This window comes from Hymenobacter qilianensis (genome assembly GCF_014489555.1).
GTDB classification, from domain to species: Bacteria; Bacteroidota; Bacteroidia; order Cytophagales; family Hymenobacteraceae; genus Hymenobacter; species Hymenobacter qilianensis.
Genome location: NZ_CP060784.1, coordinates 2940224 through 2966344 on the forward strand (window position 1 = coordinate 2940224; position 26121 = coordinate 2966344).

Consider the following 26121-nt stretch of genomic DNA (forward strand, 5'->3'; position numbering starts at 1 on the left):
AAACAACTATTTCGCGGACGTAGGCTTAGACGCGTACTGCTCCAGCAAAGCCATTCGCTGCTTCACCTGAATCTCCCAGGTTTTCTGACGGTCCAGGTTCAGGCCGTGGTTGGTTTCCTGGTCGTAGCGTGCTTCCTCTTTTTGCCACTCCGTAAAAATGGCGTTGGTTGCGTTCTTAAAAGCGGGTTGCAGGCGTTTGCAGTCCAGCTTAAGCAGCGCTATTTTCTGGCGCATGCGCCGGGCGTGCAGCTCCGTTATGTTGAAGTGGATCTGCTCGTGACGCAGCAAGTTGGGCGTGGCCGTGGCTGAGTTGCGCACCCATGATTCGGTAGGTACGAATACGGCCTGCACCGAAGACGTGAATTTGAAATCGACGCAGCCCGCCTTTACATCAATGGTGGCTGAGGTAAGAGCCGCCAGCCGGTCGGCCGGGGTAGGCTTGCTCTTAAAGTCGGCCCAGGTAAGCGGCCGGTTCGCCGACCAAACGATGGTGCCAGGCGCATCGGCCGGTGCCGGGGTGCTTTGGGGTGGGCTAACAACCGTCAGGAAAGGCAGCAGAAGGGAAATAAAGGAAAGCGATAAGCCATGCAACATAAGAGAGGAGTCTGGGGGCTTTTTAGGAAAGAAAAGCGATTCTGGGGTATGAACGCAGCTACCTGCCGGTTGCGTGCAAACGTTCTTTCTAAAAAATAATGCCAGCCTGGCTTTAATGCACCGCCATAGCGGCCGGCACCGGCACCGCGCTATGCTGACGGAAGCGCCAGAGCAACAGCCCGGCTACCAGCGTAAGGCCTGTAAGCAAGCCTATCCAAATGCCGATTGCGCCCATATTCAGCTTAAAGCCAAGGAAGTAGCCCAGCGGCAACGCCACGGCCCAATAAGCCAGCAAAGCCACCAGCGAAGGAATTTTAACATCCTCCAGGCCGCGTAGTGCGCCCAGCCCTACTACCTGCAAGCCATCCGAAATTTGAAACAGCGCCGCAATTAAGAGCAGCGTAGCCGCCTGCGCTACCACGGCCGCATCGTTGTTGTAGAAGTACGGAATAAAGTCGCGGGCCAAGATCAAGATCAGAGCCATCAGGCTCATAAACAGGAACGTGAGGCCGTAGGCGGTAAAGCCAGCCTGCCGCGCACCTTCCGCGTCGCCGAGGCCGCGCATATTGCCCACCCGAATGGTAGCCGCCGCCGCAATACCGCTGGCCGCCATGTAGGTAGCCGAAGCCACATTGATGGCAATTTGGTGGGCCGCAAGGCTGGTAGTGCCCAACCAGCCAATCATGATGGCCGAAAAGCTGAACGCGCCCATTTCAAACATCATCTGCACGCCAATAGGCGAGCCCAAACCCAGCAGGCGGCGCAGCGTGGGGCCGTGGAGGCCCAGCCCGCTTGCCGCTGCCTCGCGGTGGGGCCGCAGGCGGGCCGCCCGCAACACATACGTAGCCATCAGGATGGCCATCAGAACACGGGAAATGAGCGTGGCCCAGGCCGCTCCAATCATGCCCATCTGCGGGGCGCCAAGGTTACCGAACACGAACATGTAGCACAGCAGGGCATTCAGCAAATTGGCCCCCACTGACAAATACATGGCCTGCCGCGTAAGGCCAAGCCCCTCGGCAAACTGTTTGAAGCCCTGAAAAATCATCAGGGGCAGAAACGACAGGAAGATGAGGCGTACCCACGGCATTGCCAACGCCACTACTTCCGCAGGCTGATTGAGGTAGCGGAGCTGGGGGCAATTATTAACCCTAAACCAGCCAATCCTACGCCAGCCAGGGTGCTGAGCAACACACCATTTACCAGCAGCCGCCCCAGCAGGGGCATATCACGCTTGCCATCGGCGGCCGCCACCAGGGGCGTGATACCCATCGATAAACCCAGCCCCAGCACCATCACCACGGTGCTCACGCTCACGCTCAACGACACGGCCGCCAAGGCTACTTTGCCGGTCTGGCCGACTACCACGCTATCGACTACGTTTACCAGCACGTGGCCTAATTGGCTCAGTATTACTGGGTAAGCCAGTAGCAGCATGGGTTTGATATGCGGACGAACAGCGGTGAGCGGCATGATGAAGCAGAAAAAGAGCCGCAAAGGTACGCCTCTAATTCGGGCTATGAATCAGTCAGATACTAGTAAACAGGTATCTTACTGCTGGCTTACCTGCTATTTCTGCTCCAGGAGCACCACTTGCAAACGCCGCAGTGCCTCCCGCAATTCTGGCTCCGGTAGGGCGTAGGAGATGCGCACAAAGCCCGGAGCGTCGCAGGTGGCGCCATCCACTACATCCACCCCGCCGGTCCGGAGCTTGGCCACCAATGCAGCCGAAGCTTCTGCCGGTAATTGAGTGGGGGCAAAAAATGCCGTAAATCAGCAAAAACGTAATACGTGCCTTCCGGCTCCACGAAGCGGACGCCAGACAGCGCCGACAAGGCCTCCAGCAGCAAAGCACGGGTGGGAGCTAATTGCACCAGCAGCTCCTTCGCAATGGCCGCGCTATGCTCCGTAGCCGCCAGTGCCGCGTGCTGGTTTGGCACCGGTACGGCCGCGCCGGTGGCAAATTGCCCCCCAGCAGCGGCCTGAACTACGGCTGGCGGCGCTACCAGATAACCCACGCCCCAACCAATCAGCGCCAACGATTTGGAGAAACCATTCACGACCAGGTGCTGCCCGTGTGGGTCGGGAAACGCCAGCAGGCAAGGCACCGGAGCCGAACTGAAATTGATGAGGTTGTAGATCTCATCGGAAAGAACAAACAAACCTGGGTGGCGGCGCGTGACGGTTAACAGCGCCTCTATCTCATCATGCTGGTAGATTCGGCCCGTTGGGTTGTTCGGATTCGAGAAGAGAAACACCCGAGTGCGGGGCGTAATGGCGGCCTCCAATGCCTCGGGTGGCAAGGCGTAGCCATCGGACGGGGCAAGCGGGAGTGGGCGAATGATACCGCCCGCTTGCGTGATTAACTCACCAAATCCAAACCAATTGGGGGTGGGTACTAACACCTCGTCGCCGGGGCGCAGAATGGTTTTCAACAATGCAAACAGCGCCGCCTTCACTCCAGGCGTGATCATAATATGGACGGGCGTGACCTGGGGGCATTTTGGCGATGAAAATTGACTCCTATTGCCTCTCGCAGCGCCAGCAAGCCTTCCACCGGCCCCTGCAGCAGGCGGTCAGCCTGGATAGCGGCTATGGCCCGCTCCGCGGCTACTGCTGGCGTAGCAAAATTGCCGTAGCCCGAAGCCAGATTGATAACTGCCGGGAAATTCGCCGCAGCGGGCGGTGCGGTCTGTAAGGAATCGGGGAGCAAAGCGGCCACGGGTTTTATGCTTGCGGAGCCAAGACTACATCAGCGAAATAGGCCTGCTCATCGGTGAAAAAATTCTGCACTTCCAGCCCCGCTTCCGTCGCTAGCTGACTGATGAGGGGCCGGGTAAATTTGTATGAATTTTCGGTATGAATAATCTCCCAGGCCGCGAAATCAATGGTTTGAGCCAGCGCTTCCAGATGCACCTGCTGGGCGCAGGTGCTGACCAAAAACGACCGCACGACCCCCGCAATCGGATCATAATCGGTGTAGTGATGCCAATAAGCCAAGTCAAAATTGCCCCCCAGCTCCCTATTTAGGCGGGTAAGCAGGTTGAGGTTGAAGGCCGCTGTTACGCCCTGCGCATCGTCGTAGGCGGCACGGATCAGGCGGGGGCTTTTTGCAGATCGAAGCCGATGAGCAGGCGGTCGTCGGGGGAAAGAGGCTGGGTGAGGGCGCGCAGAAACTCGCGGCGGTCGGAAGGGGAAAAGTTGCCAATATTCGACCCCAGAAACAGCACCGCCTTGCGACCCGGCCGGGCGGCCATCAACGTCAGTGCCGCCGTGTATTCGGCGGCTACCGGCTCTACCCGCAGTGTGGGCAGCTCGGTACGCAGACTAGCTGCCAGCCCATCCAAAGCGCCCGACGAAATATCAACGGGTACGTAGCTAAAATTGGCCCCCAGTGTCAGTAACTCACGCAGTAATATCTTGGTTTTGAGCCCATCACCGGCGCCTAGTTCTATGAGGTAAAACGGCTCGTCAGAAGTCGGACGCAGGGCAGCGGCTATGGCGGCCCGATGGGTAGTCAGCAAGCCAAACTCCGTGCGGGTTGGGTAGTACTCTGGCAGCGCCATAATCTGCTGAAACAGCTCACTGCCCGCATCGTCGTAGAAGTACTTAGAGGAAAGCGTTTTAGGTGTTTTCTGCAAACCAGCCGCTACATGACGGGCAAGTTCGGTGGTGGCAGTGGCAAGGTGGGGCATAAAGAGCAGTTACAGACGACAGATATATCAGTAGTATTTTCGGCTTGACTCCGCAGCTATAATAAGCTTAGAGACTTTGACCAGGAATGGTAGTCAAAACTCAGCGTGCCAGGCGGATACCCGTGAACTGCCAGCGCTTATCCGCGTGAAAGAAATTGCGGTATGTGAGTCGGATATGGCTTGCGGAAGTGGCGCAGGAGCCGCCGCGTAGCACCAGCTGATTCAGCATAAACTTGCCATTATACTCGCCTAAAGCGCCGGCGGCGCGCTCGTAGCCGGGGTACGGGTGATAAGCCGAATACGTCCATTCCCACACGTCGCCTAACAGCTGATGGCACTGCTCGGGGTCAGCATCGGCGGGAAGTGGTTGAGGGTCGAGTAGGTTGCTTTCCAGGAAGTTGCCGGCCTCAATCTGCGGCTGAAACTGACGGGCGGCTATTTCCCATTCCTGCTCAGTGGCCAAACGATAGCCAGTCCAGTGAGCATAGGCATCGGCCTCGTAAAAGCTGATATGCGTGACGGGGGCGGCCCAATCGATGGGTTGCAGGCCGTGGTGCGTAAAGCGGTGCCACACGCCCTCTTTCTGCACCCAGTACAGCGGTGCTTCCCAGCCAGCTTGCTGTGCTAAGTCCCAGCCTTCGCCCAGCCAGTAGCGAAAATCGTGGTAGCCACCGGCCTCCATAAACTGGCGGTACTCGCCGTTGGTCACCAAGCGGTTTTGCAGCGAGAAATCAGCCACATAGGTGTCGTGGGGGGCTTTTTCATTATCAAAGCAAAAGCCTTCGTCCTCAAACCCAATCCGGTAAACGCCTCCCGCAACCGGCAGCCAGGTAGCCGGGGTGGGCTCGGGCGTGGGCGCTGCTTTTGGCGCCGACTTATACGCCGGAGCCAACGGGCTGGTGCTCAGAATGTACTTGATGTCCGTAACGAGCAGTTCCTGGTGCTGCTGCTCATGCTGAAGGCCCAGCTCAAAGATTTCGGCGAAGCTGGGGGGCAAATCGTTGGCAGCGAGCGTGGTAAGCAAGCGCGCCATGTGCTCATCTACGTGGGCGCGGTAGGCGTACACATCGGCGAGGGCAGGGCGGGAGATCGTGCCCCGGTCGGCGCGGTTTACGCGGCTGCCCAGCGAGTTGTAGTAGGAGTTGAACAGGTAAGCGTAATCAGGATGAAAGACTTGATAGTCAGTGAGATATTCGCGTAGCAGGAAGGTTTCAAAAAACCAGGTGGTATGCGCCAGGTGCCACTTCGGCGGGCTCACATCGAGCATGGGCTGCACCACGGTATCTTCCGGCAGCAAGGGCCGGCATAGTTCCTCGGTTTGCTGCCGCACGGCGTGGTAGCGGACAGGCAGTTGCGCCAGCGCGGGCTCGGCGACGATCTGGGGGACAAATACGGAGGAAGACATAGACAAGGGAGTGGGGTTAACTACTTATTAACCTTAACTGAAAAAACGACGACGGGTTTTGCCTCTGGTGGCTTAGAGCCCAATTCATCGGCTCTAATACTTCGGAAAATACCGGATTAAAACGCTCGAAAAAGACTATGTAAATGATGCTTCGCGGCTAGTACGTAGCACGACAGTAGTAGCGGGTACTTATCGCGTTTATAGCAAGCTCGACTACGGAGCGCACGTCGGTACAAAGCGGTATTTTGAGCTGTAAAGGCGTTTTTTGCTTCCGAAATCGCTATCCTTACTGTCGGTATCCCGTTCAACTTATAAGCGGTTCCGCCTCCCTTTTGCACTCCTTTGCACGCGATTTAAATAACACACTTAACTCTCCCTAACTCTCAACGCTATGATAACGAACCAGCAAAACAAGCGCGACTCTGCCGCAGCCCAATCTTCTGGCCGCACTGGTGCGGCTAAGCAGACAACTTCTTCAGGCAAAAGCCTGCGCGGCTTCGCTGCCATGGACCCTGCCGAACAGCGCCGCATCGCCAGCGAAGGCGGTAAAGCCTCGCACGAAAGCGGCCGCGGCCACCGGTTTACATCAGAGGAAGCCCGCGCCGCCGGCCGTAAGGGGGGTCAGGCGAGCCGCGGACGGAGCAACCAGGGCGGTGCTACCCGATAGTTTCCATTGATGTAACGACGGCACTGCTCCCGTAGTGGTGCCGCCGACTTTAAAAACCAGCCTCCGCGCTTAGCGCGAAGGCTGGTTTTTTTGTTAGTTACTTGTCCGATGGTTGAATATGTTCCAACGTGTCTGTCATGCTGAGGATACGAAGCATGATGTTTTAAGAAACATCGTTTCCTGTTTTTTAATGCTCCATCTCACCTATTGCCAGCGCGCCTTGCGCTTCAACTTTCCGGCCCGTACCTCGCGCGGTGCGCTTACGGAGCATGTAGCCTATTACCTGCTATTGCGCGATTCGGCGCAGCCGGAGCATCTGGGTATAGGGGATGCAGCGCCGCTAGCTGGTCTCAGCCCCGATTTTGGGTTAGCTTTCGAGCCGCGCGTAGCCGCGTTATGCGCCGCTTTCAACCGCTGCCAGCTCCCCGATTTGCCCCCCAGCGCTACCAACGAGCTGGTCGATGAGCTGGTAGAGCCAACCTGGCCCGCGCTGCGGTTCGCCCTCGAAACGGCTCTGCTGGACTGGCAGCACGGCGGCCGGCGCCAGCTTTTCGACAATGCCTTCAGCAGGGGCGAGGCCGGAATTCCCATCAACGGGCTGGTCTGGATGGGCGAAGCGGCCTTCATGCAAACCCAGATTCAGAAAAAGCTGGCCGATGGCTATTCCTGTTTGAAGATGAAGATCGGGGGAATTGATTTTGCCACTGAATTACAGCTGCTGGCCGAAATCAGGGCCGTGGCTGGCCCCGAGCAGCTGACGCTGCGCGTGGACGCCAACGGTGCATTTGCCCCCCACGAAGCCCTGAGCAAGCTGGAGCAGCTGGCCCGCTTCGATTTGCATTCCATTGAGCAGCCCATTGCCGCCGGACAGCCGGCGCTTATGGCGGACCTGTGTCGGCAGTCGCCGGTTCCTATTGCGTTGGATGAAGAATTGATTGGCGTAACGCGGCCCGAGCAGCAACACGCGCTGCTTGCCCAGATTCAGCCCGCCTACATTATCATCAAGCCTACGCTGGTGGGCGGGCTGCATGCTACGCGGCAGTGGCTGCGCACGGCAGAGGCCCATAATGCCGACTGGTGGCTGACCTCGGCCCTGGAGTCGAATGTGGGGCTGAATGCCGTTAGCCAGCTAGCGGGCGAGTACGTTCGCCCCGATTTTCCCCAAGGGCTGGGCACGGGCCAGCTTTATCATAACAACGTGGCGGCACCGCTCCGAATAGCATCCGGCCACCTGCATTATGACCCGGCAGGGGAGTGGGAAATTCCGTGCTAACATAGGTTGTTGAGAACTGGTGGTAAGGCGGTTTTTTCAGTAACTTACCCAACCCACCACCCTCCCTACATGATTGCCTCTTGGCTCGTTACCCTGCTGCTTTTAGGTAGAACCCTACGGGGCTGGGGGGCTTTTTTGGGGTTGCTGCTAAGCTTAACAGCCACTGGCCAGCCGGCTAAGTCCACAGCAGCATTGTTCGCTTTCAAGAGCGACCGCACGCGCAGCCTCACGGTGCCCGTAGAAATGCAGCGCAACCTGATTATTATCAGCGCTTCCCTCAACGGGCAGGGGCCTTTCAACTTTCTGCTGGATACCGGCGTGAGTACGTCCATTCTCACCGACCCGACGCTGCGCACGAAGTTGGGGCTACGGCTGGGGCAGCGCTTTCGCGTAGCCGGGGCCGGCGAGGATCAGGCCCTGGAAGCCTTCCAGACCGATAGTGTGCACGTAACCTTAGCCGATGGAAAGGTGGTAGCGCCGGCACTCACGTTCCTGATTCTTTCCAGCGACGTGCTCAACCTGTCGGGCTACGTGGGTATGCCCATTCACGGCATTCTGGGCTACGATGTCTTCCGCAGCTTTGTGGTGCGCATTCACCCCGCCGAGTCCCGGGTAATCCTCATTAATCCTGCGTCGTTTCGGGCACCTAAGGGGCGTCGCTGGACTACGATGGGCATCGATCTGGAAGGCAGCAAAGCCTACTTGCGTACCGAGGCCGTGGTGCACGATTCGCTGAAATTGCCGCTCAAGCTCGTGCTCGACACCGGCGCGGGCCACGCGTTGTCGCTCGAAACTGCCTCCGACCCGCGCCTTACCCTGCCGCCCCGGCGGGTGCGGTCGCAGCTGGGCCGGGGGCTCAATGGCCTGATCAATGGGTATTTGGGACGAGTAACCTCTTTGCAGCTAGGTAAATACAAGGTCAAATCCTTGGTTACCTCTTTCCCCGATGCTGCCGATGTAAGCCACCGGGCAGAGGTATTTCGCAATGGCAACATCGGCTTGGAGCTGCTCAAGCGTTTTGATATTATCATTGATTACTCACGTAATCAGCTCTGGCTGCGCCCCAATAGTCTCTACCGCGACCCTTTCGAGCACGACATGAGCGGCCTGGATTTGCTGGCTACCGGCTCCGACTATCATAAATATATTATTCTCAAAGTAGAAGAAGGCTCGCCGGCCGCCGAAGCCGGTCTGCAGCCCACCGACGAGATTATCGCCATCAATCTGATACCCGTCGCGGGCCTTTCGCTCACTCAGATCAGCCGGATTCTGCACTCCGACGATGGCCGCCAGCTCCTGTTCATCGTGCGCCGCGCCAATGGTGAGTTGATTACAACCAGTGTGCGTCTGAGGCGTCAGATTTAGCCATCTGAGCAATCGGCGGCGGTTGACCTTGCTTACAAATTGCCCGTAAAACCACTACATTAGAAGCCCACCTACTTTGCTTTTCGCCTGATGCCAACGGCCCCTTCGCCCGCGCTGCCGCTACCGTCGCCTGCCATCCTGGCTAATCAGCATATCTACTCCGATTACTTCGACGAGGATTACGTGCGAGCGGTAGATAAGCACCTTTTGCAGCTACTCGACCGGGTGTGGTTTCGCTCCAAGCTGGTGGGTTTCGAAAACTATCCGCAGCGCAATAACCCGGAGCGCCCGCTGCTTTTTGCCAGCAACCATTCGGGCATGGCGTTTCCCTGGGATGCGATGGTGGCCCTGTCGCACTTGCTGCGCATCCTGCCTGGTATGTACCACTTACCGCGGCCCCTTTCAGCGCCTATGCTCTCCCAGTCGGTGCTAATGAACCCGTATCTGATACCGAACTTCTGGAAGAAATGCGGCTGTGTTGATGCTACCACGCTCAATTTTGAGACGATGATGTACTGCAACGACCACAACCTGATGCTCTACCCCGAGGGCGTGCCGGGCATTGGCAAAGGCTTCAACCGCAAGTATCAGCTGCAGCGCCTCGCTACCAGCATTATCCGGCTCGGCATCGAGCACCGCACCGATATTATGCCCTATTATACCGTGAATGGGGAATACCTGAACCCCTACGCCTACAGCTGGGACTGGCTGAATAAATGGACCAAGAAGATTGGTATTCCCTTTATTCCCGTGGGGCCCATTATTATCATGGTGCTGCTTCAGCCCTGGTTTTTTTATCTGGCTTACCCGGCCAAGCTCACCTTTGTGCTGGGCACGCGCATCAAGCCCTACGAGCTCACCGAAAAGCCCCCCAGCGAGCTGACCCGCGAAGATTACTTGGCGCTGTCGGAGCAGGTGCGCCAACAAATGCAGACCGAGCTGGATGCCGCCGTGCGTGCCCACGGGCAGCAGCCGTACCGCTGGGGCGAGCTTTGGCAAAGGATAAAGGCCAATTGGAGCTACTTCCCCTTCTTTCTGCCCTTCGCCTGGCCCGAGCTCTTCCGGGAGTTTGAGCGCCAGTATGCCGAGCGAGGTCCTGAGGGTGTAGATCTTCGCCTCACCAAGCCCGGCTCCTGGCTGCGCATGATCTGGCGCAACCCCTTCACCCTCACTTTCTTCATTCCCGTATTAGGATGGATACCCATTGCTATCCGGGGCTACAAAGGTCATCGGATTGGGAAATCAATTATTAATTAAGAATTAGCAATTAATAATTGGCGAGTCATGAGTACAAGTGAATTAAAAAGACAGCTTGATTTATTAGGAGTCAAATCCAAAAGTTATTCATTGTTTGGCGAGCTGACACCGGATACTGTAGTATTAGTTCGTAACTACTATAAATGGGAAGTATTTTATTTAGATGAACGAGGGGGAAGAAACGATGAGAAAAGTTTTGATTCTGAGAATGATGCGTGTGATTATATCTATAAGATGTTTGTTAAAACGAGAGAGATTGAAAAGAAATTTGGCGTAAACACATAAAGAAATTCTTCATTACTAGTTCTTAATTACTAATTAAGAAAAATGCCCTCCACCCAGCATTTACTGCTCAAACAAATCCTGACGGCGGCAACCGGGCCCCTTGCCCGGCGGCGGCCCGGCCTTGGAGCCATGCGCCTAGCCATGGAAATGAGCTCGTTGTTTCAGTTTATGCCGTGGGGTGTTCACCTCGAAAAGACAACGATTGAAGGCATGAGTGCCGAGTGGGCCCGCCCTGTTGGTGCCAATCCGCACCGGGTGATGCTGTACCTGCATGGTGGCGGCTACGTGCTGGGCTCCCTGAATACCCACCGGAGCCTGGTGGGCACGCTAGCCAAACGCTGCAATACCAATGCCTTAGCCATCAACTATCGCAAAGCGCCCGACTATCCTTTCCCCGGCGCCCTCGACGATGCCCTGCTGGCCTACCACTGGCTGCTGAAGCAAGGATTTGCCCCCCACAACATCATTTTGGCCGGCGACTCGGCCGGCGGCGGCTTGGCGCTGGCCTTGCTTATTGCCCTGCGCGAAGAAGGCCAGCCCTTGCCGGCTGCTGCCGTCGGCCTCTCTCCCTGGACCGACCTCGATATGCCCGATGCCCTGCTGCGCCGGGTGGCACGCGAGGAAACCCAGCTGCTGGAGGCGCTTGAAATGCGCGGCTGGGGCCCTCACTACGCCGGCGAAACGCCTCTTTCTCACCCGTTAGTGTCGCCGGCCCGCGCCGCGGTGCACGGGTTGCCGCCGCTGCTCATTCAAATATCAGATTCGGAAGTGCTGTGCGAAAGCGTATTGTGCTTCACCGATAAAGCCCGCACAGCGGGCGTAGAGGTTACTTTACAGTCATTTACAGGCTTAGTGCACTGGTGGCACCTGTTCTGGCGATTGTTGCCCGAAGCCCGCGAAGCCCTGGACGGTGTAGCCATATTCGTAGATAGCATCTGGGCAACTCAGCCGGTTGTGTTGCACTTGCCCACTCTCAGGCCCACTAGCCCGATAGTCATTGCAAGTGCGGCGCGCCCCCGCAAAAGGGCCGCATAAAATGGAGACGAAAAAAAGCCCCCCGGGCACTTTAAATAGGTGAAAAAGCCCCCCAAACCTGATAGTATAGCATGGCTGTGATAAGGAGCTTGAAAAATTTCTGCCTCAGCACCAACTATATAGCTATGTTTTCGTAGGTTTGTCGAAAGTAGTCGGCTTGCATACTATTTTTCCCGGCGAGCGAAACCGCAACGCCGTTTTTCGTTTCATTTCACCTCCTTTTAACTAACCCAACAACATGGAAGATCTGTTTAAAAAATTCATCAATGCAGGCGTTGGCTTTGTATCGCTGACCAACGACCGTGTCCAAACCACCATCGATAAGTTGGTGAAGGAAAGCAAGTTGTCGGAGAAGGAGGGGCAGAAAATCATGGACGATCTGAAAAAGAACACCGACACCAAGCGTAAGGAGTTGGAAGCCCAGATCACGGGCATCGCCAACCGCCTCATGAAAGGTGTGGGTGTAGCCTCCAACGCCGACGTAGAGGAGCTAAAGCGCAGTGTGCGTGGCACTAAAGCGGCAACCAGCTCTGCTTCCGGCAGCAAAAGCAGCGCGAAGCCTGCCTCCAGCACTACGGCCAAAGCCGCTGGTGCTACCAAGAAGGCCGCCGACAAAGTGAGCGGCGCCGCTGGCACCGCCCAGAAATCGGCCGCTGCAAAAGCAGGTGCCGCCAAGCCAGCCGCTAAAAAAGATGCGCCAAAGGCTGCTGACAGTGGCAGCAGCGCCGCCCCCAGCGCTTCGTAATTCTGCTGTTAGCGCAACGCGTGAAAAGCCAGCGCCGCTTCTGCGGGCGCTGGCTTTTTCGTAGGCAAACACTACGTGTTGCAATAGCAGCAGTGCAGTTTTGATTTTTGCTTTGCTGGGGGCATTTTGCTTACCTTTCCTGTCGAGGCTGGCCAAGCTACCTTTTCACGGGCTTCTTTTTTCGGGCATGTTCAAAAACACGATTTCTAATCTGGGCCGCATCCGGCAGGTAATGGAGGTGCTGGTGCGCTACGGGTTTGAGGATGTAGTAACCAGTACGGCGCTGCGCCGCTTAGTGCCGCAGGGACGCCGGGTATCGTGGCAGCACGCGGAGAAAACGGTGTTTGACACCAACCGCTGGCAACGCATTCGCTTGATTATTGAAGAACTAGGTCCCACGTTTATCAAACTGGCCCAAGCCCTGAGCAACCGCCCCGATTTGCTTCCCGAGGCCCTGATCGACGAGTTTGAAAAGCTGCAAAGTGACGTGCCGCCCTTCCCAGTGGTCACGGCTCGCCGCCTGATCGAGGAAGAATTGGGAAGGCCCATCTCGGAAGTCTTCAGCGAGTTTGATGATACGACGCTGGGTTCGGCCAGCATCGGGCAGGTACACAGGGCGCGCCTGCTCACGGGCGAGGAAGTGGTGGTGAAAGTGCAGCGGCCCGGCGTGCAGGAGAAAGTCCGCACCGACCTGAGCTTGCTGCGCGAGCTGGTGCGCCTCACGGCCGGCTTTCTGCGCAAGCAGGGCCTGAGCAATCCGCAAGATATTGTAGACGCCTTCGAGCGCAGCATGACCAAGGAACTGGACTACACCTCAGAGGCCCGGAGCATGGACCAGTTTCGCAAGCTCTACGAAGACTACGAGACGTTTTATGTGCCGAAGCCTTACCGCGAGTTCTCTACCAGCAAAATTCTGGTTATTGAGTTTGTGAGCGGCTGCAAAATATCCAACAAGCCGCAGCTGCTGGAATGGGGCCTCGACCCGGCTAAAGTGGCCGAAACGGGCATGGATATCTACCTGACTCAGATTTTTGAGTTTGGCGTTTTTCACGCCGACCCGCATCCCGGCAACGTACTGGTGCGGCCCGACGGCACCATCGTGCTCATCGACTTCGGCATGGTAGGCAAGCTCACCAAGCAGCAGAAATACGCGTTTGCCGGCGTGTTTATCGGGATGGCGCGGCAGGACGCACGCAGCATGGCGCTCAATTTCCGCCGCCTCGCGCTCCACGCCGAAATTCCGGATATGCGCCGCTTCGAAGCCGACCTCAACGAGCTGATTGAGGACTTTACGGTACTCGACGTGAAGGAGATGAGCATGTCGGACCTCGCCGACCGCCTGCAAGTTATCATCTACGATTACAAATTGCAGGTGCCGGGGGCCGTTTTCCTGATTCTGCGGGCGCTGGTAATTCTGGAAGGTATCGGCAAGGTGCTGCACCCGTCATTCAACACATTTGAGTTTGTGCGTCCCTACGGCGCCCGCATCATTGCCGAGCAATACTCGCCCGAAAACCTGATGAGCGAAGCCCAATATACGGGCGTGCAGCTCCTGTCTTTGCTGAGCACATTGCCCACGGATGTGCGGCAGATTATGCGCAAAATTTCCCGCGGTGATTTGCGGGTGAAAGTAGAATTGGGCGGTTATCAGTCGCTGCTGCGCAAAGCCGATCAGTTGGTGAGCCGCACAATTATTGCCCTGCTGGCCGTGGCTTTTCTGCTGTTCTCAGGTCTGAGCTTGATGGGCAGATATTCAGCCGAAATGGCCTATCACCGCGGCATTCCCATGCTGACGTGGTTCGGGCTGGGCGTAACGGGCTTTCTATTATTGGTGCTGGTGATAATGGGGCTGCGGAAGCCGCGAGACTAGATCATTAAGCATTTGCTTTGTAAAGCAAATGCTCAAACTACTTTGTCATAAACCTTTGCTTCTACACCAAGAAAATCGGCGAGAGCATAAGTCAGATCTAAAGCAGACTGGCGGCCATACGATTTATGGATGATTACTCCTTCTGTAGAATTAGGAATGGAAAACATAATGATGTAGCGTTGGTCCGCGTCAGTCCGCATACGGCCAGGTTTACCGTGCGTCACTAAGTCGGAATAATACTTCATGATTACGCGTTGAACATTCGGCAATATTTCCCACTCACCAATTCTAAATCCTAGTATTAGGGTAAAAAAACGATAACGCTGGGCGTCTGTTTCTACCTCAATTCCTTTACGTGTAGTACCGGTTAGTATCGCAATGATAATTGCGATAAAGCCCTGAAACATATAGCCGTGATAAATGACATACAATCCTCCTATTGCCAGTAGTAACGCTTGCCATACACTGGCTTGACCTAATATGAATACAGCATTAGAAGGTCTAGATGGCTTAATAATAACGGTAGAGTTTTCAGTCATAGGTTTCGTGGAAATAGATAATAAATGTAGAAAAGGCCAAGCTATTTAAAGCTTGGCCTTTTCTACTTCGTACAACTTTTAGAAAGCAATACCTAAAACCAGATGAATAGAATGCTGTCGTCTTAAATGCACAGCGTAGCCTGTATGTGCGACTCCATGATTCATTCTATTATAGCGCATCTCAAGGCTAAGAATAGGTGAAGAAGGCCGGTGAATCATAATTCCACCTCCGGCTGCTACACCAAAGGCGCGTTTACTTACTTCGATGGGGTCACTCTGCGGGCTAGTAGTAGGGGCAAATGTGTCTGCCGAGGAGTCACTGATTTTGATTGCCACATTTGGGCCTGCGTTCAAGTAAGGCCGCCACACACCTTGCCCAAACTCGTAACGTACTAATAAAGGGATTTGAATTTGAGAATAATTGATGCGAATCGTGTGGATATTCTCCGGATTCCCGAGGTTATAGTAATAAAGTTCATAGGGGCCATAGGAGCCCCGCAACTGTACATAATTAGCTTCCAGTTGTAGCGAGAAATGCGTTAGGGTAGAGAAATTGACACTAGCACCTACCTGATAACCAGTTGCGTCTTTCCGCTCACCAAAACCAGCGTAGGATATTCCATCCAAGTCAAACCTTGAACTGTTAATACCTGCCTTCACGCCGAAGGAAGCTTGCCAACCTAACGCATGCTTAACTACAGTGCTAGGTTGTGTTGGGTGACTACACTGGTTGTAAGCCATGATGAGCTGAATCATTCCCTGAGTAGTATAGGGATAACGGCTTTGAATTTCATCGGAGCCAAAGTTGAGCGATGGGCATCCAGGTAGCGTTTGGGCTAACGTAAGCTGATGCGTAGCCCGTTCAACCACCTTTACATGGGCGGAGTCGGCTACTTGCAAATAGTACAGCTTTTCTTGCTTCTCATTCTCAGCAGTGTACAAGCTAGCATAGCCTACTACGAGTGGAACCAGAAATTGAGAGGGGCCACCTAAACCAATTTTTTTACTAACTCTGACGGGCCCGGTATTGCTGCCGTAGCTGCTGATTTCTTCGGCGCCAAACTCAATTGGCTCTATGCCTGGGCGGTAGAGACGCACTTTGTTGTTTTGTTTTCCAACAAGCTGTACACGTCCACGTAACGTGTCGCCTTTAGCCGTTACTACATAATAAGGTCCATTGCTTTGAGCATTTACACCCTTGAAAATCAAGCAAGAAATAGCAAATAGTAAAAGTTTTTTCATTAACAGGAAAGGGTGCTTGTATTGGACGAAGCGTATGTTTTAAAAGAATGCACGCAATAAATAAATGTATTTAAATAGCAAGTAGCCCGGCAAAAACGCTTACCGGGCTACTTGCTATCTACACTATTTCAGTGATTTACTTCAACTGCATATCCTCAATTATGCTGGCTATTTTGCCCCCCAGCGCTTCGTAGCCCTGCTCGAATTTATCTACTGAATCGAGCGGCTGTTTTACGCTGAAATAGAACTTGATTTTTGGCTCGGTGCCGGAGGGGCGGGCGGATATTTTGCTGCCATCTTCGGTTATAAACTGAAGCACGTTGGATGCCTCTAAACCAGTGCGTGTTTCCTGCCCGTTGCGCAGGTTGCGGACGATGCCCGTATGATAGTCGCGGATTTCTACTACCGGCGAGCCGGCAATAGTGTGAGGCGGCTGAGCGCGCAGGTCGCGCATCATTTCCTGAATCTCTTCGGCGCCGCGCTGGCCTTTTTTAGTGAGAGAAATGAGGTCTTCGCGGTAGAGGCCGTAGGTGGCGTACATCTGCACCATTTCCTCATACAGGGTACGGCCGTTGTCTTTGGCTACGGCGGCCATTTCGGCCAGCATCGCGCAGGCCGACACGGCGTCTTTATCGCGCACAAAGTCGCCAATCATGTAGCCGTAGCTTTCCTCGCCGCCGCCGATATAGGTTTCCTTGCCTTCCAGGTTACGGATGAGGCCGGCGATATACTTGAAGCCGGTCAGCGTCTGGTACGACTTCACGCCGTGGGCCTCGGCAATATCACCCAGCACTTCGCTGGTTACGATGGTATACACAATGAAATCCTGCTCCGTCATTTTGCCCGCTTTCTGGCGCGCCGACAGCAGATAATACGTTAGCAGAGCGGCGGTTTGGTTGCCGTTTACCAGAACCCATTCGCCTTTCGTGTTTTTTACGCCGATGCCTACACGGTCCGCGTCGGGGTCAGTGGCAATAACAAGGTCGGCATCAAGCTCGCGGGCCTGGTCGAGGGCCATTTGCATGGCTACTTTTTCCTCGGGGTTGGGCGACTGCACGGTTGGGAAGTTGCCGTCGGGGGTGGCTTGCGCCTCTACAATGCTGACATTGGTAAAGCCGAAGCGCTCCAGCGCTTTTGGCACCAACGTAATGCCGGTGCCGTGGATAGGCGTGTACACGATTTTCAGGTCGTGCTGACGCTTAATGGCTTCGGGGTTGATGCTGAGCTTTTGGACTTCGCTCAGATATGCATCGTCAATTTGCCCCCCAATCAGGTGGATACGCGACTCAACGGCCTTGAACTTAACCGCATCCACGCTCTGAATCTGATTTACTTCGTGGATAATATTCGTGTCGTGGGGGCTACTACCTGGGCGCCGTCGTTCCAGTATACTTTGTAGCCGTTGTACTCCTTGGGGTTGTGCGAAGCTGTGATAACCACGCCGCTCTGGCAACCCAAATGACGGATGGTAAACGACAGCTCCGGCGTGGGGCGCAAGGCTTCAAACAGATAAACCGTGATGCCATTGGCGGAAAAAATACCGGCAGCAATACGCGCAAACTCGGAGCTGTTGTTGCGCGAGTCGTGGGCCACGGCCACCTTTATTTCCTGACTCGGAAATGAGTCCAGCAGGTAATTGCACAGGCCTTGGGTAGCCATGCCCAGGGTGTAGCGGTTCATACGGTTGGAGCCCGTACCCATCACGCCGCGCAGGCCGCCGGTCCCGAACTCCAGATCGCGGTAGAAGGCGTCATTCAGGGCTTCTTCCTGATTGCTGTCTAGCAGCTGTTGGATGTCGGCTTGGGTTTGGGCGTCGTAGTTGCCTTTGAGCCAGGTGTTTATTTTCTGCTGAACGTCGGAGGTTATGGCCATTGGGAGAAAAGAGATTAGATGCGGTTTGGCTGAAGAACGAGTGTAAAGAAAAGAGGTTTACTGAAAGCAGCCTAGCAAAAGAACGTCATGCAGAGGCGAAGCCGAAGCATCTCGCGTGTGGAAGTGAGGTTAGTATTCTCACCAAACACGCGAGATGCTTCGGCTTCGCCTCTGCATGACAGTCTTTCTTGAGCGCCTTGCTACAGATTTTACAAGTTGCCGCGCAGTGCCTGCTCGCGCTCAATGGATTCGAACAGGGCCTTGAAATTGCCTTTGCCGAAGCTCTTGGCGCCTTTGCGCTGAATGATTTCATAGAATACCGTGGGGCGGTCTTCCACGGGCTTGGTGAAGATTTGGAGCAGATAGCCTTCCTCGTCGCGGTCCACCAGAATGTTCAGATCCTTCAGCGTCTGCAAATCCTCATCGATGCTGCCGATGCGCTCCAGCAGGTCGTCGTAGTATACGGCCGGCACGGTCAGGAACTCTACGCCGCGGCGGCGCAGCTCCGTGACGGTGTGGCGAATATCTTTGGTGGCAATGGCAATGTGCTGCACGCCGGGCGAATGATAGAAGTCGAGGTACTCTTCAATCTGCGACTTTTTCTTGCCCTCGGCCGGCTCGTTGATGGGAAATTTTACGTAGCCATTGCCGTTGCTCACCACCTTGCTCATCAGGGCCGAATACTCGGTGGAAATGTCCTCGTCGTCGAAGGTGAGCAGGAGCTTGAAGCCCATCACGTCCTCGTAAAACTTCACCCACTGGTTCATCTCGCCCCAGCCCACATTGCCTACGCAGTGGTCCACGTGCAGGAGGCCCACAGGAGTTTGTTGGGGCACCAAGCTGGTTTTGGCCACGAAGCCCGGCATAAATGCCCCCGGTAGTTGCGGCGCTCCACAAACGTGTGAATGGTTTCGCCATAAGTATAAATGCCGGACAGCGTTACTTCCCCATCTGCGTCGCTGATGGTATAGGGCTCGAAAGCGGCCCTGGCGCCGCGCTTAGTGGTTTCTTCGAAGGATTTGCGGGCATCATCCACCCACAGCGCCATCACTTTTACGCCGTCGCCGTGCTTGCGCACATGCTCCGAAATGTCGGAGTCGGGAAGGAGGGAAGTGGTGAGTACCAACCGGATTTTGCCTTGCTGCAACACGTAGCTGGCCCGGTCGCGCAGGCCGGTTTCGGGGCCGGCATAGGCTACCAGCTCATAGCCGAAGGCAGCCTGGTAATAGTAGGCCGACTGTTTGGCGTTGCCGACATAAAACTCGACGTAATCGGTACCGTTCAGGGGAAGGAAGTCGTGGGCGGGGTGGGCCTGCACGGCCGGCGAGGTCATCGTCTGCATAGCGGATGGGGTGGAAATCGGGTGAGAAAAATGTTAGTTTGGTAAAAATAAGAGTTTAGCCTAAATCGTTCGGGCAAGCACGCCAGTCCGGTAGGCTGGGGGGCAAAATTCTGCGGTGTCGGACCCGAAACAGAATTGCCGAATCCTACGCACCTTTGTACTACACTTATGCCTGAGTAGCTATGAATAAAGAGGAATTAAATAAAGCCCTGGTCGCCCTGATCGAGAAGAAGCAGGAACTGCACAAGCTGCCTTACAACCACGACAGCTACGACGACATCGAGGAGGAACTGCACGATCTGGAAGACGACTTCAACGAGGAGTACGGCGCTTATCTGGAAGAAGTACTGGAAAAAGTTCACCAGCAGCTTTGCCCCGATACCGACGTGCTGCTGCCCACCGCCTACCTACCCAACGATGTAGGCGGCGACACTGGCTACGAGCCTTCGCATAAGGAAGGCGTCTGGGTCGATTCGGATGAATTTCCGGGCAAAGAAGCTCGCCTGGTGCTCGTGCCCAATCCCACGCGCCTGATTTTGTCGGTAGGCAAAAAGGTGCGCAAGGAAGTGTGGCAGGCGTAAGCTTATGGTGCTGACGTATGTCAGGACAACTTGCAGTAGGGACTGAAAAGCCTGTCATGCAGAGCGGTAGCGAAGCATGACAGGCTTTTCAGTCTTTGTTTTTCTGAATAGAATAGCAGCATGATTTACCGAATCGCGGAGCTTGCCGACTGGCAAGCAGCCCAGCAAACCGGCTTCTTCGCCAGCGCCGACTTATCGGCGGAAGGCTTTATTCACGCCTCCGAGCTGTACCAGGTAGAAGCCACCGCCAACGGCTACTACGCCGGCCGCTCCGATATTCTGCTCCTGGAACTAGATGAATCGGAACTGTGGGTGGCAGCCGTGCCCGTGAAGCGCGAGTACGCCGAAGCTCGCAACGATTATTTTCCTCACATTTTCGCGCCGGTTCCGTTGGCGGCCATTGTGCGGGCGTTGCCTTTCCAAACTGGTTCCGATGGCCAGCACACGTTGCCGCCGGAGCTGGAAGATGAAGTTTGATCCAAGAAAAAAGCCCCCAGATATCTAGGGGGCTTTTTTATGTAACATGCTGGCGCTGCTAGATCAAGTCGGCCAGCTCCAGCCACCGCTCGCCTTTGCTGTCAAGGGCCGCGTCGGTGCGCTTGAGCTCGGCGGCCCAATCGGCCATATCTTTATGGGAGCCGGTGCCAGCGTTGAGCTTTTCGATGAGCTGCTGCTTAGTTTCTTCGAGCTTCTCGATTTCCTTTTCTAGGGTTTCGTACTCCTTTTTCTCAGCAAACGTGGCTTTCCGCTTCGGAGCTTCAGCGGGGGCAGCCGCAACCGCTTTTACTGGTGCGGCTGAGGGCGCCACGCCAGCGGCAGCTTTGGCCGTTTTGGCTTGCTCTTTCGCGTATTCTTCGGCGTTATTTTCCTTCTGCCACTCGCGGTAATCAGTGTAGTTGCCGGGGAAGTGGCGAATTTGCCCCCCAGGCTCCAGCACAAACACGTGCTCCACCAGCGCATCCATAAAGTAGCGGTCGTGGGACACGATGAGCAGACAGCCGCCGAAATTCAGCAGGAAATCTTCCAGAATATTGAGCGTGATGATGTCCAGATCGTTTGTTGGCTCGTCCAGAATTAGGAAGTTCGGGTTCTTGATCAGCACGCGCAGCAGCTGCAATCGGCGCTTTTCGCCCCCCGAGAGCTTGCTGACCAGCGTGTATTGCTGGGCCGGCGGAAACTGGAAGTGCTGCAAAAACTGCGAGGCCGTCACCACTTCGCCGTTGGCCATTTCCACCACTTCGGCCACTTCCTTCACAATATCAATGACGCGTTGGGTAGGGTCAAACTCCAGCTCCGTTTGGGTGTAATAGCCAAAAACGGTGGTCTGGCCCTTGTCGATGGTGCCGCTATCGGGCTCCTGACGGCCGGTGAGCATATTCAGCAGCGTCGACTTGCCGGCACCGTTCGGCCCGATCAGGCCAATCCGGTCCTTTTTCTTGAACACGTAGCTGAAGTCATCGAGTACCACTTTGTCGCCAAATTGCTTGTGCAGGTGCTCCACCTCAATGATTTTGCCCCCCTGCCGCGTGGTTTTCACCGACAGCTCCAACTGCGGCCCGCTGATCTTGGTTTTGGCCTTTTCCTGGGTTTCGTAGAAGGCATCGATGCGCGCCTTTTGCTTGGTGCCGCGGGCTTGCGGCTGCCGCCGCATCCAGTCTAGCTCCTTGCGCAGCAGGTTGCGGGCCTTTTCTACTTCGGCTACTTCAATCTGCTCGCGCTCGGCCTTTTTCTCTACGAAGTAGGAATAATTGCCCTGATACCGGTGCACGCGGCCCTGGTCGAGCTCCACAATTTCGTTGGCCACTTTATCTAGAAAGTAGCGGTCGTGGGTCACCATCAATAAGGTCAAATTAGGCGACGCCAGCCGGTTTTCGAGCCACTCAATGGTATCGAGGTCCAGATGGTTGGTAGGCTCGTCGAGAATAAGCACTTCCGGCTCCTCAATCAGCACCCGCGCCAGCGCTACGCGCTTGCGCTGACCCCCTGAAAGCTTACTAACGGGCCGCTCCAGCAAGTCACCCAGAATGCCCAGCCGCCCCAGGATCTGCTTTACCTGCGACTCGTAGTCCCAGGCATTGAGCGCGTCCATGCGCTCCATCACGCGCTGCAAGTCGTCGGATTTGTGGTTGGCGTCATTCACCACGTGCTCGTAGTCGCGGATGGCGGCCAGCGTGTCGTTTTGGCTGGCAAAAATGGTTTCTTCTACGGTCAGGGCCTCATCAAAAATGGGCTGCTGACCCAAAAAAGCCACCCGGATATCCTTGCGCACGCTCACCGAGCCTGTGTCGCCGGGCTCCAAACCAGCCAGAATGCGAAGCAAAGTCGTTTTGCCCGACCCGTTGATGCCCACCAAAGCCACCCGCTGGCCCTGGCTCAGGCCAAAAGAAAGGTCGCGGAACAGCCAGCGGTCGGCGTAATTTTTTGAGATATTCTCAGCTGATAACAGATTCATGCCACAAAGGTAGGCAAGGCATTCCAGCAAGGAAGCAGAAGAGTCGATTCCCGGAAGAGTAATCTGGCCAGCAGGGCATAAACGATACGCTTTATACTGCCGAATAAGCCGCTAGGGGGCTTTTTTCTCGGCTAACGCTTTCACATCGAGGCGCATCTGCTCAATTATCTGTCGTAGCAGACTATTCACGGCCTCAATGCGGGGTTTCAAGGCCTGCAGATTGAAGTCGCCTTCCCATGAATCCAGCTGCTCTACCAGGTGACGTGCCTGCTGCACATGTAGGTGATCGAGGCTGGGCTTAAGCTTATGAGTAGCGGCTTTCAGCAGCTTCACATCGTGGGTTTGCAACGCCTGCGCAAAGTCGCGCACTGCTTCCTCACAGCTCTCCATAAAGCTATCGAGCATAAGGACCACGAAATCGTCGTCGCCCTGGCCTACTTGGTGCAGCAGGTCAAGCTTATAAAGAGACGAGCTGGAACTGACGAACGGGGCAGGAGCTATGGGCAGCGCAGCCAGGTCAGCGTCAGCGGGCCCCAGCACCCAGTCGCCAATCAGTTTTAGCAGCTCATCTTCCCGAAACGGCTTCGCCAGGTAGTCATCCATGCCAGCCGCCAAGCATTTTTCCCGCTCGCCTTTGATGGCATTCGCCGTTAGCGCAATAATTGGGGTTCTTAAGTCCAGCTGCTCACGCAGTATAGCAGTAGCTTCCAGTCCATTCATGACGGGCATTTGCATATCCATCAAAATCAGGTCGAAGCGCCGGGTCTGCAATAACTCTACTGCCAGCGCGCCGTTCTCCACCTCAACTACCTGAATATGAGAGTTGTTAAGTAAGGCCTTTGCAATCTGCCGGTTAAACTTGTTGTCCTCCACTAGCAGCACCTGCTTCCCGCGCAGCTTTTCGCGTAGGCCTTGGTCGACGGATTCCTTGCGTGGCAAATCACTTTCGCTGCCTATCTGCAACACCAGAGAAAACGAGCTGACTGTGCCTTGGTATTTCTCGCTTTCAATCTGCAATTCGCCCCCCATCAGGTTCACCAGACTTTTACTGATGCTGAGCCCGAGGCCGGTGCCGCCAAATTTGCGGGTTACAGAGGGGTCTTCCTGGCTAAACTCTTTAAAGATATGACGCAGGTAGGTTGGGTCGATGCCAATACCCGTATCGGCTACTGCAAACCTGATTTCCACGGCGTCATCAAACTGTCGAATCAAATCACATGAAATCGTGACGCGGCCTTTCTCCGTAAATTTAATGGCGTTGCCGGCCAGGTTCAGCAGAATCTGGGTGATGCGGTAAGGGTCGCCGAGCAGCACCGGCGGCAGTTCCGATGACACTTTCGTTTCAAAGAACAAGCCTTTCTCTTCCGCCTTGTAGTGCAGGGTTTGCTCAATCTGAGCCATAAACTGGCTGGCGCTGAAGCCGATATTTTCGACTTGCAGCTGGCCTGCCTCAATTTTAGAAAGGTCCAGAATATCGTTGATGATGACCAGCAGGTTCTCGCCCGATATAGTAATGGCGCGCAGGTACTCATCCTGATCTGGAGCGAGCGGGGTTTTGGCAAGAAGCTGCGCCATGCCTAGAATGGCGTTCATGGGCGTCCGAATTTCGTGGCTCATATTAGCCAGAAATAGCTCTTTGGCTTTCGACGAGTCCTCGGCTTGCTCCTTGGCTTTCCGCAGCTTATGCTCCAGCGTTTTCTGATGGGTGATATCCAGCGTGATATGAATGGAGCCAATGGCCTGGCGGTCATCATTGTATACTGGCGCACGGCTTACCATAAGCCACTTCTGGCTGCCATCTTTGCTTAACACCATGCGCTCATAAGCATCCGGATCATCCTGCACCGCCGCCGATGCCTCCTGCGCCAGCAGCGAATGCAAGAGTTGCTGCTCCAGAATTTCGGCGCTGGAAAACCCGAGCATATCACTGAAAGCCTGGTTGATATACAGAACCTGCTCCGTTAAATCAGTCTCGATAAGGCCCAGATTCATCCGCTCGATGATGCGCCGGTACTTCTCTTCGCGCCGCTTCAGAATATCCTCCGCGTTTTTCTGCTCCGTAACGTCCTGAAACTTCCATAGATAGCCCAGCGAGGCGTTGTGGCTGAATATGGGGATAAAGTCGCGCTGGAATACTTTGCCATTGCGGCGCGGAAGCAACTCGCCAATTACGGCCTGCTGCTCCAGAACGCGGCCATCGGAGCCCTCCAGCCAGCCCAGCTCTGTGGGAAGCCCGCCCGCGGCCAGCAGCGCCGCCGTTTCTACGCCTACCAACTGCTCAGGCAACACCTGCGTGTTCAGCATCCGGCAGAAGGCCTCGTTTACCAGCACCACGCGGCGGTGTTCATCCTCTATCAAAATACCTTCCTGAAAGTTGGCAATGGTAGTCGACAAACGACGAGTAGAGGCTTCAATAGCCAGATTAGCTTGCTTGATAGCCGAAATATCCGTGTGTACGCCGGTCATAATGAGCGGCGCACCATTGGCGTCACGCTTGGTTATAAGGCCGCGGGTCAGCACCCATTTGTACTCACCATTCTTGCACAGCAGCCGGCGCTCAACGGAATAAATGGGCAGGTCGCCGCGCAGGTAAGCGTCGGAGGCCTGCATACTGGCCACATGGTCGTCGGGATGAACGTGGTTTTGCCAGGCATGAAAGCCCGTCGGAAAGTCCTCGTTCGGGTAACCCAGCATCGTGCGGTAGGCGTTGGAGAAGTACTCATCGCCCGTTTGGTAGTTAAACTCCCACGCGCCGTCGCCAAACCGCTCTATAGCTAAGTGCCAGCGCTGTTCGCTATCCTGCACCGCTTCTTCAGCCTCTTTCAGGGGGGTAATATCCTGTATAATTCCGCTGTACAGAACACCCTCGGAATCGGTGGTCGTGGGTTGATAATTAGCTTGAATCCAGCGTAATGGTTTGCCCGGTACCACCAGACGGCCCTCAAACGAGGCTGCTTCGGCGCTGGGAGGCTGCTTCCAGAACTTAACCCACGCTGCCAAGTCGTCGGGGTGAATGACTTCTTCTAGTTGGGCTAAATTGGCTGGTTCAAACCCAAATACTGTCCTCACATTGTCACTCAGGTAGGTGAGGTGCGAGGCGCCGTCGTAATTATTTCGCCACTGAAAAAGTACGCCCTGAACCTGCTCTAATAAGTGGCGCTGTAGCGTTTGGTAAGCTTGGGTTGCTACCTGTTCAGCTTTCCATTTGGTGATATCTTCTAGCAGTACAAAAAAGCGAGTAGGCTCGTGCGGAGTGGTCGGCGCGCTGGCCTGCAACTTGGCACGCAACCAACGAGTGCTACCATCGGAGGCAATTGCTTGGCCTTCGTAGTGCAAAGAAGTCTGAGCGTTCAGGCTGGTTGTGGGGGGCAAATGTGGCGCTACATCAGCGTGCTCGGGGGGCAAAATTTGCCATAGGATCTGCCCTGATAGCGTGCTGGCCGTGTTACCAAAAAGCGTAGAAAAACTCTCGTTCACCCATTCCAGACGGCCTTGGTCGTCGATGATAGCCACGGCCGCAAAAGCTTGTTGAATCAGTAGTAGCGCCTGTTTCAACTGATCCGTTAAGCCAATGGGCAGCGTGGTGTCCTCAAGCAGTTTGCTGGGAGTCACCCGCGCTGGTATCGAGGACGTGTGAACACCACTTCGCTTCATCGCATTAACAGCACGTCGGCCTTCTTTTTATAGATAAAATCTCAATTTACTTATTGGTAATTCACTGAAACTGCAGCTTCAAGAGCCCAGTTTATCTCAACAATATACAGGGAAAAGGAGAAATATTGAGTTAATACCGATGCCAAATAAGTATTAACACTTATCCTGCTGGACATTCAAAAAGAAAATTCGAGAACGTGCAAACTCGACAGTAAGCCGCATGGCACTGCGCTTGCCCACTTTCGATA

21 protein-coding genes and 3 pseudogenes are annotated in these 26121 nt (G+C 55.2%); 10 read left to right on the forward strand and 14 right to left on the reverse strand.

What is annotated here, in order from left to right:
* Positions 1 to 6 precede the first annotated feature (6 nt).
* From H9L05_RS13585 to egtB, 8 genes and pseudogenes are all read right to left on the reverse strand, one after another.
* Positions 7 to 594, reverse strand: a complete 588-nt coding sequence (locus tag H9L05_RS13585) for a DUF922 domain-containing protein (RefSeq protein WP_187731426.1) — start codon at positions 592 to 594, stop codon at positions 7 to 9.
* Between the two features lie 112 nt (positions 595 to 706).
* Positions 707 to 1684 (reverse strand): MATE family efflux transporter, encoded by a 978-nt coding sequence (locus H9L05_RS13590; RefSeq protein WP_317174961.1) that lies wholly within the window; start codon positions 1682 to 1684, stop codon positions 707 to 709.
* A gap of 11 nt (positions 1685 to 1695) precedes the next feature.
* On the reverse strand, positions 1696 to 2067 hold the full coding sequence (locus tag H9L05_RS26220; protein ID WP_317174962.1) for an MATE family efflux transporter: 372 nt from the start codon (positions 2065 to 2067) through the stop codon (positions 1696 to 1698).
* A 96-nt stretch (positions 2068 to 2163) separates the two neighbouring features.
* Complete coding sequence (locus tag H9L05_RS13595) at positions 2164 to 2313, reverse strand: hypothetical protein (protein WP_187731427.1); 150 nt, start codon at positions 2311 to 2313, stop codon at positions 2164 to 2166.
* Complete coding sequence (locus H9L05_RS13600) at positions 2280 to 3068, reverse strand: pyridoxal phosphate-dependent aminotransferase (RefSeq protein WP_187731428.1); 789 nt, start codon at positions 3066 to 3068, stop codon at positions 2280 to 2282. The genes H9L05_RS13595 and H9L05_RS13600 overlap by 34 nt, the downstream gene beginning before the upstream one ends.
* Positions 3065 to 3316, reverse strand: a complete 252-nt coding sequence (locus H9L05_RS13605) for a hypothetical protein (RefSeq protein ID WP_187731429.1) — start codon at positions 3314 to 3316, stop codon at positions 3065 to 3067. The genes H9L05_RS13600 and H9L05_RS13605 overlap by 4 nt, the downstream gene beginning before the upstream one ends.
* A gap of 5 nt (positions 3317 to 3321) precedes the next feature.
* Positions 3322 to 4289: pseudogene (gene egtD / locus H9L05_RS26895) on the reverse strand (L-histidine N(alpha)-methyltransferase).
* A 100-nt stretch (positions 4290 to 4389) separates the two neighbouring features.
* A complete protein-coding gene (gene egtB, locus H9L05_RS13615) occupies positions 4390 to 5694 on the reverse strand; it encodes an ergothioneine biosynthesis protein EgtB (protein WP_187731430.1) in 1305 nt (434 codons plus the stop codon).
* A gap of 391 nt (positions 5695 to 6085) precedes the next feature.
* Here egtB and H9L05_RS13620 point away from each other — a divergent pair, with 391 nt between their 5' ends.
* The 8 genes from H9L05_RS13620 to H9L05_RS13655 all read left to right on the forward strand — a co-directional run bounded on the left by H9L05_RS13620 (position 6086) and on the right by H9L05_RS13655 (position 14191).
* Entirely contained in the window at positions 6086 to 6361 is a 276-nt protein-coding gene (locus H9L05_RS13620; RefSeq protein ID WP_187731431.1) for a KGG domain-containing protein, read from the forward strand.
* Between the two features lie 190 nt (positions 6362 to 6551).
* A complete protein-coding gene (locus H9L05_RS13625; RefSeq protein WP_187731432.1) occupies positions 6552 to 7634 on the forward strand; it encodes an o-succinylbenzoate synthase in 1083 nt (360 codons plus the stop codon).
* Positions 7635 to 7703: 69 nt separating this feature from the next.
* Positions 7704 to 8999 carry an aspartyl protease family protein gene (locus H9L05_RS13630; protein ID WP_187731433.1) on the forward strand — a complete coding sequence of 432 codons (1296 nt, stop codon included), beginning with the start codon at positions 7704 to 7706 and terminating at the stop codon, positions 8997 to 8999.
* Between the two features lie 90 nt (positions 9000 to 9089).
* Positions 9090 to 10256, forward strand: coding sequence for a lysophospholipid acyltransferase family protein (locus H9L05_RS13635; RefSeq protein ID WP_223284428.1), 1167 nt, complete (start codon positions 9090 to 9092; stop codon positions 10254 to 10256).
* Between the two features lie 27 nt (positions 10257 to 10283).
* Complete coding sequence (locus tag H9L05_RS13640) at positions 10284 to 10541, forward strand: hypothetical protein (protein WP_187731434.1); 258 nt, start codon at positions 10284 to 10286, stop codon at positions 10539 to 10541.
* A gap of 42 nt (positions 10542 to 10583) precedes the next feature.
* Positions 10584 to 11576 (forward strand): alpha/beta hydrolase, encoded by a 993-nt coding sequence (locus H9L05_RS13645; protein ID WP_187731435.1) that lies wholly within the window; start codon positions 10584 to 10586, stop codon positions 11574 to 11576.
* Positions 11577 to 11814: 238 nt separating this feature from the next.
* A complete protein-coding gene (locus H9L05_RS13650; protein WP_187731436.1) occupies positions 11815 to 12321 on the forward strand; it encodes a phasin family protein in 507 nt (168 codons plus the stop codon).
* A 187-nt stretch (positions 12322 to 12508) separates the two neighbouring features.
* Positions 12509 to 14191 carry an ABC1 kinase family protein gene (locus H9L05_RS13655; RefSeq protein ID WP_187731437.1) on the forward strand — a complete coding sequence of 561 codons (1683 nt, stop codon included), beginning with the start codon at positions 12509 to 12511 and terminating at the stop codon, positions 14189 to 14191.
* Between the two features lie 32 nt (positions 14192 to 14223).
* Here the strand turns inward: H9L05_RS13655 and H9L05_RS13660 are convergent, their stop codons facing one another.
* The 4 genes and pseudogenes from H9L05_RS13660 to hppD form a co-directional block, all read right to left on the reverse strand.
* Positions 14224 to 14730: a hypothetical protein gene (locus H9L05_RS13660; RefSeq protein WP_187731438.1), complete on the reverse strand. Its 507-nt coding sequence runs from the start codon at positions 14728 to 14730 to the stop codon at positions 14224 to 14226.
* A 78-nt stretch (positions 14731 to 14808) separates the two neighbouring features.
* Entirely contained in the window at positions 14809 to 15972 is a 1164-nt protein-coding gene (locus H9L05_RS13665; protein ID WP_187731439.1) for a porin family protein, read from the reverse strand.
* A 136-nt stretch (positions 15973 to 16108) separates the two neighbouring features.
* A pseudogene (locus tag H9L05_RS13670) lies at positions 16109 to 17844 on the reverse strand (phospho-sugar mutase).
* Positions 17845 to 18053: 209 nt separating this feature from the next.
* Positions 18054 to 19186 (reverse strand): annotated as a pseudogene (gene hppD / locus H9L05_RS13675) (4-hydroxyphenylpyruvate dioxygenase).
* A 182-nt stretch (positions 19187 to 19368) separates the two neighbouring features.
* Here hppD and H9L05_RS13680 point away from each other — a divergent pair.
* Both H9L05_RS13680 and H9L05_RS13685 read left to right on the forward strand, forming a co-directional pair.
* On the forward strand, positions 19369 to 19767 hold the full coding sequence (locus H9L05_RS13680; RefSeq protein ID WP_133272204.1) for a hypothetical protein: 399 nt from the start codon (positions 19369 to 19371) through the stop codon (positions 19765 to 19767).
* 120 nt (positions 19768 to 19887) lie between these two features.
* Complete coding sequence (locus H9L05_RS13685; RefSeq protein WP_187731440.1) at positions 19888 to 20244, forward strand: DUF952 domain-containing protein; 357 nt, start codon at positions 19888 to 19890, stop codon at positions 20242 to 20244.
* A gap of 58 nt (positions 20245 to 20302) precedes the next feature.
* Here H9L05_RS13685 and H9L05_RS13690 read toward each other — a convergent pair whose 3' ends face one another.
* Positions 20303 to 22219 (reverse strand): ABC-F family ATP-binding cassette domain-containing protein, encoded by a 1917-nt coding sequence (locus tag H9L05_RS13690; protein ID WP_187731441.1) that lies wholly within the window; start codon positions 22217 to 22219, stop codon positions 20303 to 20305.
* Positions 22220 to 22330: 111 nt separating this feature from the next.
* Complete coding sequence (locus tag H9L05_RS13695) at positions 22331 to 25831, reverse strand: PAS domain S-box protein (protein WP_187731442.1); 3501 nt, start codon at positions 25829 to 25831, stop codon at positions 22331 to 22333.
* Positions 25832 to 26121: the final 290 nt, after the last annotated feature.

Bases quoted from the DNA above. Each gene is read 5' to 3' on its own strand.
- H9L05_RS13585 (WP_187731426.1), bottom strand. From the start codon at position 594: ATGTTGCATGGCTTATCGCTTTCCTTTATTTCCCTTCTGCTGCCTTTC.
- H9L05_RS13590 (WP_317174961.1), bottom strand. From the start codon at position 1,684: ATGCCGTGGGTACGCCTCATCTTCCTGTCGTTTCTGCCCCTGATGATT.
- H9L05_RS26220 (WP_317174962.1), bottom strand. From the start codon at position 2,067: ATGCCGCTCACCGCTGTTCGTCCGCATATCAAACCCATGCTGCTACTG.
- H9L05_RS13600 (WP_187731428.1), bottom strand. From the start codon at position 3,068: ATGATCACGCCTGGAGTGAAGGCGGCGCTGTTTGCATTGTTGAAAACC.
- egtB (WP_187731430.1), bottom strand. From the start codon at position 5,694: ATGTCTTCCTCCGTATTTGTCCCCCAGATCGTCGCCGAGCCCGCGCTG.
- H9L05_RS13620 (WP_187731431.1), top strand. From the start codon at position 6,086: ATGATAACGAACCAGCAAAACAAGCGCGACTCTGCCGCAGCCCAATCT.
- H9L05_RS13625 (WP_187731432.1), top strand. From the start codon at position 6,552: ATGCTCCATCTCACCTATTGCCAGCGCGCCTTGCGCTTCAACTTTCCG.
- H9L05_RS13630 (WP_187731433.1), top strand. From the start codon at position 7,704: ATGATTGCCTCTTGGCTCGTTACCCTGCTGCTTTTAGGTAGAACCCTA.
- H9L05_RS13635 (WP_223284428.1), top strand. From the start codon at position 9,090: ATGCCAACGGCCCCTTCGCCCGCGCTGCCGCTACCGTCGCCTGCCATC.
- H9L05_RS13640 (WP_187731434.1), top strand. From the start codon at position 10,284: ATGAGTACAAGTGAATTAAAAAGACAGCTTGATTTATTAGGAGTCAAA.
- H9L05_RS13645 (WP_187731435.1), top strand. From the start codon at position 10,584: ATGCCCTCCACCCAGCATTTACTGCTCAAACAAATCCTGACGGCGGCA.
- H9L05_RS13650 (WP_187731436.1), top strand. From the start codon at position 11,815: ATGGAAGATCTGTTTAAAAAATTCATCAATGCAGGCGTTGGCTTTGTA.
- H9L05_RS13655 (WP_187731437.1), top strand. From the start codon at position 12,509: ATGTTCAAAAACACGATTTCTAATCTGGGCCGCATCCGGCAGGTAATG.
- H9L05_RS13660 (WP_187731438.1), bottom strand. From the start codon at position 14,730: ATGACTGAAAACTCTACCGTTATTATTAAGCCATCTAGACCTTCTAAT.
- H9L05_RS13665 (WP_187731439.1), bottom strand. From the start codon at position 15,972: ATGAAAAAACTTTTACTATTTGCTATTTCTTGCTTGATTTTCAAGGGT.
- H9L05_RS13680 (WP_133272204.1), top strand. From the start codon at position 19,369: ATGAATAAAGAGGAATTAAATAAAGCCCTGGTCGCCCTGATCGAGAAG.
- H9L05_RS13685 (WP_187731440.1), top strand. From the start codon at position 19,888: ATGATTTACCGAATCGCGGAGCTTGCCGACTGGCAAGCAGCCCAGCAA.
- H9L05_RS13690 (WP_187731441.1), bottom strand. From the start codon at position 22,219: ATGAATCTGTTATCAGCTGAGAATATCTCAAAAAATTACGCCGACCGC.